Source organism: Chitinophaga eiseniae (genome assembly GCF_900167135.1).
Taxonomy (GTDB): domain Bacteria; phylum Bacteroidota; class Bacteroidia; order Chitinophagales; family Chitinophagaceae; genus Chitinophaga; species Chitinophaga eiseniae.
Genome location: NZ_FUWZ01000002.1, coordinates 899,244 through 910,440, shown reverse-complemented (window position 1 = coordinate 910,440; position 11,197 = coordinate 899,244). Strand labels below are relative to the sequence as shown.

Annotated in this window: 10 protein-coding genes; 8 read left to right on the top strand and 2 right to left on the bottom strand. The window is 48.0% G+C overall.

Translation table 11 applies throughout. The annotated features are described in order from the left end of the window. Window positions 1-207 precede the first annotated feature (207 nt). A complete protein-coding gene (gene prs / locus B5D63_RS13335) occupies window positions 208-1,137 on the bottom strand; it encodes a ribose-phosphate diphosphokinase (RefSeq protein ID WP_078669280.1) in 930 nt (309 codons plus the stop codon). Window positions 1,138-1,276: 139 nt separating this feature from the next. Here prs and B5D63_RS13330 point away from each other — a divergent pair, with 139 nt between their 5' ends. The 8 genes from B5D63_RS13330 (at window position 1,277) to B5D63_RS13300 (ending at window position 9,735) form a co-directional block, all read left to right on the top strand. Further along, complete coding sequence (locus tag B5D63_RS13330; RefSeq protein WP_078669279.1) at window positions 1,277-2,002, top strand: carboxypeptidase-like regulatory domain-containing protein; 726 nt, start codon at window positions 1,277-1,279, stop codon at window positions 2,000-2,002. 154 nt (window positions 2,003-2,156) lie between these two features. Beyond that, a complete protein-coding gene (locus B5D63_RS13325) occupies window positions 2,157-3,071 on the top strand; it encodes a FecR family protein (protein ID WP_078669278.1) in 915 nt (304 codons plus the stop codon). A gap of 124 nt (window positions 3,072-3,195) precedes the next feature. Further along, window positions 3,196-6,339: a TonB-dependent receptor domain-containing protein gene (locus B5D63_RS13320; protein WP_235021532.1), complete on the top strand. Its 3,144-nt coding sequence runs from the start codon at window positions 3,196-3,198 to the stop codon at window positions 6,337-6,339. A gap of 20 nt (window positions 6,340-6,359) precedes the next feature. After that, on the top strand, window positions 6,360-6,542 hold the full coding sequence (locus tag B5D63_RS13315; protein WP_078669277.1) for a hypothetical protein: 183 nt from the start codon (window positions 6,360-6,362) through the stop codon (window positions 6,540-6,542). An 8-nt stretch (window positions 6,543-6,550) separates the two neighbouring features. Then, window positions 6,551-6,679: a hypothetical protein gene (locus B5D63_RS35590; protein ID WP_262488144.1), complete on the top strand. Its 129-nt coding sequence runs from the start codon at window positions 6,551-6,553 to the stop codon at window positions 6,677-6,679. Window positions 6,680-6,800: 121 nt separating this feature from the next. After that, window positions 6,801-8,216 carry a hypothetical protein gene (locus B5D63_RS13310; protein ID WP_078669276.1) on the top strand — a complete coding sequence of 472 codons (1,416 nt, stop codon included), beginning with the start codon at window positions 6,801-6,803 and terminating at the stop codon, window positions 8,214-8,216. 78 nt (window positions 8,217-8,294) lie between these two features. Beyond that, window positions 8,295-9,047, top strand: coding sequence for a hypothetical protein (locus tag B5D63_RS13305; RefSeq protein ID WP_078669275.1), 753 nt, complete (start codon window positions 8,295-8,297; stop codon window positions 9,045-9,047). A 106-nt stretch (window positions 9,048-9,153) separates the two neighbouring features. Further along, the gene (locus B5D63_RS13300) at window positions 9,154-9,735 is read left to right on the top strand and encodes a hypothetical protein (RefSeq protein ID WP_078669274.1); all 582 of its coding nucleotides are present in this window, start codon (window positions 9,154-9,156) and stop codon (window positions 9,733-9,735) included. 86 nt (window positions 9,736-9,821) lie between these two features. Here B5D63_RS13300 and B5D63_RS13295 read toward each other — a convergent pair whose 3' ends face one another. Then, the gene (locus B5D63_RS13295) at window positions 9,822-11,195 is read right to left on the bottom strand and encodes a S41 family peptidase (RefSeq protein WP_078669273.1); all 1,374 of its coding nucleotides are present in this window, start codon (window positions 11,193-11,195) and stop codon (window positions 9,822-9,824) included. Window positions 11,196-11,197: the final 2 nt, after the last annotated feature.

Here is an 11,197-nt window from a genome sequence, read left to right as displayed (position 1 = left end):
TTCCGGAGGGCTGCCCCGTTCCGGTAGCCGAAACTACCGTAGTCGCTTATACGAAAATCCAGCATTGATTCTTTTCTGATAAGATGTGCCGCAAAGGTTTGCAGCGGTCTTAAAAGCCTATGCCACAGTCATCCGCACCATGGCGGTAAAACAAATAGCCTGCCAGGCGGCAGGCTGGAAATAAGTATGCCGGCTGTTTTACAGCGGTTAGCTTTTAGCGTTGATAGCGTTCACGATAAGTTGAGCGACGGATTTGACCTGCAGAAATGCGTCATGTATCTGGAGTGCATTGGGATGGGTGTCTGTGCAGACGATGCCTTTGACGATGCCGCTGTCTTTGATTTTTTGAAATCCGTTGCCCGCGAAGATGCCGTGGGTGGTGATCACATAGATGTCGCGGGCGCCGGCATCGCGGTAGGCTTCTGCAGCGTGCAGCAGCGAGCCGCCGGTACGGATCATGTCATCATAGATGATGACGATCTTATCTTTCACATCGGCACTGATGGCAGTGATGGCGGTTTCTTCGCCGGAGATGCGGCGTTTGAAGACAAATGCGGCCTGTACGTGAAAATCGTTGGCCAGTGATTCCACCCATTTGGCCCTGCCGGCGTCGGTGCTGGCGAGTACAAAGGGCTGTCCGCCAGCCAGTTCCAGCGCCGCTTCTTTTACAAAGTCTTTCGCATAGAGATGTACTGGGCGGATATCATTTTCGAAATACCAGGTGATGCCATCCACGTGAAGATCTATCAGCATGACGCGGTTACCTCTTGATGTGTTGGGAAGAGATGAAAACAGTACGGCCCTTGTTTTGGCTTTCACGATTTCACCGTATTTCACGGCCCTTTCCATGGTGGAATAGCCAAAGAAAGGGATGACCAGGGTGAGGGAGTGCGCACCCAGTTGGATGCAGCCGCTGGCAAGGTCGTATAGTTCGAGTGTTTCTTTATCGTCGATAGTGCCACCGATGAGGACCACTTCTTTATTGCTGATTTCGCTGACAATACGGTGATAGTGTTCTCCATCCGGAAAATCCCGGATGTCCAGCTGTCCGTTTTCCCAGGGGGCGTCGGGGAGTGACAGGATGCGGTCTTTCAGGTATTGGTAGTGCTGTGTGGCAAAAATGATCTTCTGTGGCATGATAATGGTGAATTGAGGTAAAAATAAGCTATTTATAAGGTTGATAATTAATATTTTTGCCACCGAGCACTGTCACATACCCGCTTTTTTAACTTTTCATTAGCGGGTGGAACGTTAAATTTGATAGATTAGTACGTCCATGATTCGTTTTTTAGCATATACCGGAGCACTGTTTTTCTTCTTTTTCATATGCCAACAGCATACATCTGCACAGGTGAGATTGTCTGGTATGGTGGCTGACCAGGAGACCAAAACGGGTTTGCCATTTGTTTCCATCGTTAATAAAAGGACGATGACGGGTACGCTCAGCAGTGAGAGCGGACGTTATTATATAGAGGCCCTGCCGGGCGATACCATCGAGTTTTCGATGCTCAGTTACGCGCAGCGTCAGGTAGTGGCGCCGGGCATGTCCACCACGCAGGATATTTACCTGCAGCGGCGGTTGTTTGAGTTGCAGGGCGTGAACGTAAAGGGGATCAACCACACCAAAGACTCCCTGGCCACGCGGCAGGAGTATGGCCGTTATTTCAATTACAAGAAGCCCGGGGCGATGGACGTGCTGAAAACACTGCCGGCCAACCCTATCACAGCCTTAACTTACCTGGTGCCCAGCAAAACGCGCAAGCGCAAGGAACAGTTCCGGGAGCAGCTGGTATATTGGGAAAAAGAAAAGTATATAGATTACCGTTATTCTCCCGAACTGGTGGCCAAAATGACCAAGTTACAGTCGCCCGAGCTGGATACTTTTATGCATAAGTACCGTCCCGGCTACCAGTTTTTGAATGAAGCATCTGAATATGACCTGCTATTGTTTATCAAGCAGTCGTTTGAGGACTACCAGCGACAGAAAGGGAACAAACAATAAATCATCTTTCTTTATAAAAGAAAACCCGGAACAACCCTGTTCCGGGTTTTTTTGTGCGATATATTACCAAATTGTTAACCTGTAAAACGGACTAGGAACATCTTATTTCCCGGACGTACTCTTTGCGTAAATACCCTGAGCAGGGGGCGGGATTATGGATAAACAGCTACTAGAAAAGTATTTTAAAGGGCAATGCACGCCGCAGGAAGCGGTAAAGGTAGAAAGCTGGCTTTCCACCGCAGACACCATGCTGCTGGACGAATTTATGATGGGAAAATGGGAGGAAGCCAATTCGCCGGTAGTGATGAAGCCCCGTGTACACCAGTTCTGGTATGGCGCTGCCGCGGCGGCCATCATCGGCATCATTGTTTCCATCGCCTTTTTCTGGCAACACCGTACTGCGGTACGTCCTGTAGCTGTGAAGTGGGATACCCTGCACAACACCAGCGACAACATACAATTGTTCACCATGGAGGATGGCAGTGAAGTCTGGCTCAACACACATTCGTCTATTATTTATCAGAACCGGTACAACCAGGAATCGAGAGAGTTATGGCTGCATGGTGAAGCTTATTTTAAGGTCACAAAAGATGAGAAACGGCCTTTCCTCGTACATACCGGTCATCTTACCACCACCGTGCTGGGCACGGTCTTTAACATCGCTACATCCAATATGGCGGATGGCAGTATCCAGATCAGCCTGCTGGAAGGGAAAGTCGCCGTGAGCAAGCCCGATTCATTTAATGAGGTATTGTTGCCCGGTCAGATGTTGAACTATGTAAACGGCAGGCAGCCGCAACTGACGAACTTTGAAAAGAACGATGTACTGGATTGGAAAAAAGGGAAAATTCATTTTAACCACACCCGGCTGGCGGATGCGTTAACCCGGATCCAGCAGCGTTATGGCTGCCGGATAGTACTGGATGATCCGTTGTTGGGCAAAAAGAAAATTTCAGGTGAATTCAGCAGGGATATGTCCCTCGAAAAAATTCTTGCCACATTAGGTTATGTGCATGATATCTCATTCGTACAGATTAACGACACTACATACGAGACACACAGTAAATAGCTAACTACAATCCATTTAAAATAAAGAATACATTATGCAGAAATCTACCCACAGATTTTGTACAGGGGAAAGTATGTCATGTCGTGTGATGATCCTTTTGTTTTTTTTCGTTCCAATAACGCCTATGCTGGTCCTGGCACAGGCTTACAAATCCCTTGCCGACAAGGTGCAGTTGCAGATGGGCAAGACCAATGCCGCCGCCGTTGTGAAAGTATTACAGCAACAAACGCCTTATACCTTTATTTATGATCCGGAGTACCTGCAGCAATGCACGGTTAATGAAGCGCGTTTTCCGGGAACGCCGCTGGGAGAGGTATTGAGCTATATTGACCTGCATACGCCGCTGGACATCGAATTGTCCGGCAGCAATGTGATAGCGTTGCGCAAAGGCGATGCGCCCCTGCCTGCCATCCAAACCCATGGCCGCATTCGCGGGAAGGTGGTGGATGCCAAAAATGAGCCGTTGCCCGGCGTTACCGTGGCCGCGCAGGGAGGCCTGGGGACCATCACCAATGTAGACGGCAGCTACGAACTGGTGGTAACGCCTGGTGTGTACAGTCTTAGTTTCAGCTTCGTCTCCTATGAAACGAGGAAGGTGACGGAGATCACTGTAAAGGACAAAGAAATTGTGCCGCTGAACGTGGTGCTGAAAAACAGCGGCTCCCGCCTGAAAGAGGTAACTGTTACGGGCAACTACCGCAAAGCTTCCATTGAAGGATTGTACGCCCTGCAAAAGAATAATGCAGCTATCACCGACGGTATCAGTGCAGAACAGATCGCGCGTACGCCGGATAAAAACATGGGTGAAGTACTGAAGCGTGTGAGCGGCCTGGCGACGATGGACAATAAATATGTAGTCGTTCGTGGTTTGAGCGAGCGTTACAATCAGGCGATGCTCAATGGGCAGATCATGCCCAGCACAGAGCTGAACAGGAAGAATTTCAGCTTCGATATCATCCCTTCCAATATCGTGGAAAATGTAACGGTGATCAAGACCATCACACCCGACCGTAGCGCAGAATTTGGCGGCGGCCTGGTGGATGTGAATACACTCGACATTCCGGCGGAGAATTTTCTGAACCTGTCTGTGGGCGGGAGTTACAATGACAAAACAACGGGGAAGGATTTTTACTCTTTGCCGCTGAGTGGCAGTGAGTACCGGGGAAGTACCGCCAAACATCGCTATCTGTTTGGTACGCTGGATTGGAAAGACAGGTTTGATGCGGTGGACTATTACAACAAAGAAGGTAAAAATGCCGCGTTGTTTAATAATAACTGGACCATTACAAAATTTAAAGCGCCGGTATCTCCTAATTTTCAGGCATCGCTTGGTCGTGTATTGCGTGGTGGCGCCGGACAACAATGGGGTTTGGTGGCCGCTGTGAGTTATCGTAATACTTTGTCTACGCAGGATATTGTGTTAGGAAGAGAAGGGTTTGCTGAGTTGGAAGGAAAACCGGATCAGCGCGATTTGTTATTTAAAGGACAGCGATATGGGTTTGTTACCAATCTGGGAGGTATGCTGGGTATTGGGTACCGCAGTGAAAAAAGCAGAATAGGTTTTCAATCGCTCTACCTGCGTACCCTGGACCAGCAGCTGATATTCGGCACCGGGCAGAATGGAAAATTCGGATCGGATCATACACTGGGGTTGTTCGATTTAGCTATGCAGACGTCCTTGTGGCAAAGCCAATTGAAAGGGGAGCACGCCATTGGCCGTAATGGTATTCGTTTGAAATGGAGCGGCAGCTATCTGAAACTGGACAGGCAAAAACCAGACAATCACATGCTGCTGGCCGATTATAAACAAGTGGATGGTGCCGAAAAAAACGAATATAATGTTTCTTCAGTTGGAAGTAATTTTTCAGAAGGCGCTTTGAGATGGTGGAGCCGGGCACTTGAAAACAATTATAACTGGGATGCTTCTATATCCGTTCCTTTTAAGTTCAATACTGGTAAAGTAACATTTGACAATACTTTTAAAGGTGGTTATGCCGGATGGAATAAGGACAGGTTGTTCTTTGTACTTAATACAAAATCAAATTTTGATAATAAAGGAGAGAACTATATACCGCTGGCTAAAGCTTTTACACCGGAAAACAATGTACGGGTGGACATGAGTGAATTTGGTGACAACTTCAAACGCCGATCAGCATCTTTGCATGCATTGTTTGCCATGTTCGATAACAGGATTAGTGAGAAATGGAGACTTGTATGGGGAGTAAGAGCAGAATATTATGATCTGAATAAAGTGAATGATAATCTTGATTCAACTTTTGCGGATTTGAACACTGTACCGGGAAAGGAGTACGATTATTCGGAATTGTTGAATCGAGAACCCAACTGGCATTTTTTTCCCTCTGTTAACCTGACTTATTCGCTTACGCCTTCTATGAATTTACGTTTGGCTTATTCAGAAAGTATTATCCGTCCGGACCTGCGAGAGCTCTCTGTGTTTAGAGAGTATGATTTTGAATTAGGTGGAGAGTATACTGCCTCTTTGGTAAGATCAACTACCATAAAGCATATGGATTTTCGCTATGAATGGTATCCCGGACCTGGTGAAATTCTTTCTGCCTCCTTTTTCTACAAAGACCTTTCATATCCGATGGAAATTTATCGGCGTGGGATGCTCAATAGTTATGAATTGCTCAATAGCAAATCAGCAAAGAATTATGGTGTAGAGTTGGAAGTAAGAAAGTCGCTTGCTTTTACGAAGCTACCAATACTGCGCAATTTCACCTTGTACGGAAATTTTACCTACCTCGATGCCACTGTGAAGCCGATGACTGTTAATATTGGGCTGGATCCCATGAATGCCCAAAGGGTAGTTGTAAAGGAAACAATTGGAGAAGAAGAACGGAGGCCACAGATGGGAGCGAGCAATTTTATGTTTAATGCAGGTATTTACTATGATATGAATCCTGTATCGGTGAGCCTGAATTACAATTCTATTACTAACCGTGTATTTCTTCCAAGTACCGTTTACCGGGAGTCATTAATGGAGCGGCCTTTGCGGGCACTGGATGCGCAGGTGGGATTCAGATTCCTGAAACAACGTGCAGAATTGAAATTGAATTTTGGTAACCTGTTGAATAGCTATGCAGTTATCTATATTAATCAATTTACAGCCGAGCAGTATCAGGATTTTGCCAATGGAAAGAAGCCTGGAAAGAAGGATATGAGTTATGATGCCGGGAAAGATTTCGTGAATTTCAAATCCATGCCGGGCCGTACCTATAGTGCCACGTTTACGTATAGGTTTTAATGTTTTAAAGCAGATGTATCATGAAAGAGAAGTTCTCAACGCTGAATATTCTGTTAGCCCTGATGATGTTGAATGGAATGTTGGGCATGTCCTGTAAAAAAGAAAAAGATGTTGAGGTGCATGAGAGGCCAATAGTGGCTGGTGGCCCTTCCGGTGCTTCCGGCAGCTGTGGAGACAGTACAATCACCGGCGCTATTACGTAAACATCAAGTTGAAAGCCCCGTTTGCTACTACTCGCGCTATCGGTAATTATATTCCGCAGGTACTGTCAGTGGCGAAGAATGCAGGTGCCTTCCCGGTAGGGAATACTACCTGGGCGGATGGCTGGACGGTCTTGTAACAATGTATATGTCAATTGAAAATATCAAACTTTTTGCGCGCATACACGCCAATATACCCTGATCAGGTATTCATTATTCATTCCTTATTCATTTGTTTAAACTTTAAAAAGTAAAAATCCCATGAACAAGAAACCCTTAGCGGTAACCCTCGTGTCTGCAGCAACCGTGCTGGGCATGCTGTTAGGTACATCCTGCAAAAAAGACAACAACGTAGTAAACAATGACCGTGCAGTAGTAGCCGGCGGCCCTTCCGGCGCTTCCGGTACCTGCGGTGACAGCACCATTACTGGTGTAATCACAGCCAACATCACCCTGAAAAGCTGCAAAATTTACAAACTGGATGGTCTGGTATATGTGGCCAACAACGCTGTAGTAACTGTTGAACCCGGAACAGTGATCAAAGGTATTAAAGGTATTCCTCCGAGCGGTACCAACCCTGGTACTCCGGGCGGTGGCCTGATCGTTACCCGCGGTGCTAAACTGATTGCTGACGGTACTGTTACTGATCCGATCATCTTTACTTCCAATGAAGCTGCTCCTCAGTCCGGCGACTGGGGTGGTGTGGTACTGCTGGGTAAAGCACCTACCAACCATGCTGCTGCTGTAACTGTAGAAGGTATCACTGGTACTCCTCCTGCTGATGCTACCTACGGTGGTCCTACCAACAACGTATCTGCCGACAACTCCGGTATCCTGCGTTATGTAAGAATCGAGTATGCTGGTTACGAACTGTCCACAGACAACGAACTGAACGGTCTGACACTGGCTGGTGTTGGTAGCGGTACTGTTATCGACTACGTAGAAGTGTACAAATCCAAAGACGATGCTTTCGAATTCTTTGGCGGTACAGTAAACGCTTCTCACCTGCTGGCTATCGACGCCCTGGATGATATGTTTGACACTGACAATGGTTTTAACGGTAAACTTAGTTATTTACTGGGCGTATCCGATCCTAACCGCGCTGACAAAAGCCAGTCCAACGGTTTTGAAAGCGATAACAACGCTAACGGCGACGCAGTGACTCCGTACACACATCCTACTTACGAGTATGTTACCATCATTGGTCAGCCTAACGCGACTGCTGCTTCCATCACTAACGGTCTGCCTTCCGGTACCGGTAAATATGGCCGCGCTGCTCACCTGAGAAGAAATGCTGAATTTGCTATCAGCAAGTCTATCTTCCTGGGCTTCAACTACGGTATCTCCCTGGATACGCAGAAGCCTGCTTCCGGTGCTAATACCAAAACCAAGTATGACGCTGGTACTTCTACCCTGACCAACAACTTCGTACACGCTTACGTGTATCCGTTCTCTACCGAGATCAACTTTACTTCCTTTGCTGCATTTACTCCGCTGGGTACAACCAACAAAGGTTATACTACTGCTGATCCGAACGCGAACATCAAACTGACAGCTCCGTTTGCCGCTACCCGTGCAATCGGTAACTATGTTCCGCAGGCATTGTCTGTTGCCAAAGCTGCTGGTGCTTTCCCTACCGGAAACACTACCTGGGCTAATGGCTGGACTGTTCTGTAATCATTTTTATCCATCATCACGTATAGAGGAGTATCCTCTATACGTGATGATCATCTTTTTTCTGTTAATTTTTTGAATATGTATCTGTTTTTAAAGCGCCTGCCTTTTCTTTTGGCCGTTATCGTTTTCGTGGCTTCCTGCCGTAAGGGTGAAATGCCCGAAGAGCACTACTTTGGTAAGGTTAGCATTACCTTGTTAAACCTTCCCAATACACCTAAAATCATGATGTATTTTGATGGTAAACAGTTGGATACCATCAGAGCGGTGGGTGATGGAAGCCATTTTGTTCTTCCCGCAGGCAAGCAGGGAAAACTGAGTGCCTATGATGCCGGTAAGCAGGAACTGCTTGCAGATACAATGATTACGATAGCAGCCAATAGTACGCAGCAGTTCCGTTTTGCGTACAGCGCAGAACTGGGGCTGAAAGGCTTTATTGGTAGCGGCGGCGGTGGTTCCGTGCCTGTTGATTCAGTTGATTTCCAATTCTCCAATGGTTTAAGTGCCTCCTTCTATCCCCTCGAAAAATATGACCTCGCTTTTATTTTTGCAGATCCCGATTCCGGTGAAATTCTGGACTACCCGCTGGTTGTAAAGGGATGGTCGAAAGGTAAGCTGTCAGCTGTTACAAGACTGAGAGCTGTGAATGATAACGGGCATGTATACACGTATGCCGCTAAATTAATTGACCCTGCGACAGGACAGCTGGTACTGCAACCGGACGGGTCTGAGTTTTTTACCTTCGGTAGTGATAACCTGGGGGGCAAAACACAGATCATCACAGTGGCGAATGATGCCGGAGGTAGTATTAGCGCCAATTACATTGAACTCTGATAATTTTATGCATCCCGCCCATAAATACATAACCCGCTTGATGCCCTACTTCTGGTACGGGTTAAGCAGCTTATCTGTTATCACTGCGGGTTGCAAAAAGGATGATATGGTAAATCCTGCTGCAACGCAGGAAATAAAAATGGAAATTATCCCTGTGTCGGACACGTTGCGACAGGTAATTGCTTCTCATACACTGCTGACAGCCAGCCATCCCTGGTATATCGATGGCTGGGTATATGTAACGAATGAAGCATCCCTGCGGGTGGAAGCCGGCGCAGTGGTGAACATATTGCCCACAACGGTAAATAAACAGGACGGCTGCTATAGCGGCGGACTGGTTATTACCCGCGGGGCGCATATAGTGGCTGAAGGTACGGCGGCATTGCCCATCCGGATGCGGGTGGAGAAAGTGGCGGGTCACGGTCCCAGCGGCTTGCTGGTGTTGGGCCGGGCCCCTGTGAGAAAAGGCTTCACCCCCTTTCATGAGCTGACTTTCGGGGGCAATTTGCCGGAAGACAGCTCCGGTGTGATCAGACACCTGCACCTGGATTATTATCCGGCTGCCGGTAAAGGTTTTGAAGGTGGTGTATTATTGTTGGGCACAGGTAACAAGACTGTTACAGAAGCGGTGGCCGCACATGCTTTGCCTGTGGAGCGATCAGACCTCAAAACCGGCAAGCTGCGTTAAACCTTTTATAAAATATTACGGAAAGCCCTGTTTTACTGAGTATTCATTAGGATGTTTGTTTGTTAACCCCCATCTTTCTCTCTCCCCTATCTTGGAATGATGACCACACTGTTTATTGCCGCCTGCTGCCCCACGTCATAGTAATGACGGAAGACAGGCGCGCTTTCCCCGGACGCCCTGCCACCGCCGTTGATAATGGCCAGCGCTTTGGCTACCAGCGGATCGTTCACGTCTCCCGGTGGCAGCAGCGGCTGCCTCGACATTTCATCGATCGGATACTGAGGTGCGATGCCCTGCGTGTAATTACCATTCCCATTGGCGTTGGACAGCCGGTAGGTGATCGGCTGCATCACCCAGGGAATGCGGCGGGGGCTACGCATGTCTTTTACGATAATTGCACCTTTGTCTTTGCCGACAGTGGTTTCTCCTATCTGTATCACCTTCGTGTAGGGCTTGAGGTTATTGATCAGCAATTCCGCTGCGGACACTGTCTGACTGCCGGTCAACAGAAATATACGGGGAAGGCTGAGCCGTGCGGCGGCAAGCGCGCTGAAAGGGATAGGATCGGCGTTTTCCGGAACAGACAATGCTGTGGCAAAATCCAAAGTACGGGAACCCAGATGATTGTTACCGCTGTATTGTACAAAGGTGCTTTTCTCCGTGACGTCGGGCGCTACCAGTGCCGTAAGCATGGCTGCGGCAGCGAGACTGCCGCCGGTATTGTAACGGATATCGATGATCAGCTCAGCGATACCCTGACTTTTAAATTTCCGGAAGACATCCAGCAGGTTGTTGTTGTATCCGTCAATGAACGCATTGTAGAAAATATATCCTGTTTTGCGCGGATAGGAAGATACTAACGCCGACGAATAAACGGGGTTTTCTGTTACACGGCTGATTTGCAGCAGCACCGGGACGCCTTCCGTGATAGCGCCGCCGTCGATGGTGGCCGGCGTAAGGGTGCCGGAGGCGGTAGTCCTTAGTTGTTCACTGAGTGTGGCGGCGTTATTGGCGGTGAGACTGGTTTCATTGATACGGGTAAAGTAACTGCCTCTTTTAAGGCCTGCCGCTGCGGCGTAAGAACCAGGCACCACCAGTTTAATGACGCCGATAACGCCTTCCGGCCGTTGAGGCCAGCTGATAATACTGTAATCGATACCGTATTTACTGCGGATGTCGTTGGCATAGGTAGCCGGATCTTCCGGGTTGTACAGCAGGGAAAACCTGTCTGCTGTATTTTTGATGCTGGTAAAAAAAGCGCCGGTTTCCAGGTTGATATTAGGGTTGACCGGCAGCTGATCATTCCACAGGTAAAAGTAGCGCATGCTGTCCAGCACCCAATTGTTGATTTCCTGTTGAGTGACGGGGCCGGTCGGTACTGCCGGCAGATCATCTTTTTTACTGCAGGCGGTCATCAGTGCAATACTGCCAAGGAGAAAAGGACGGTAGGATAATCGCATGG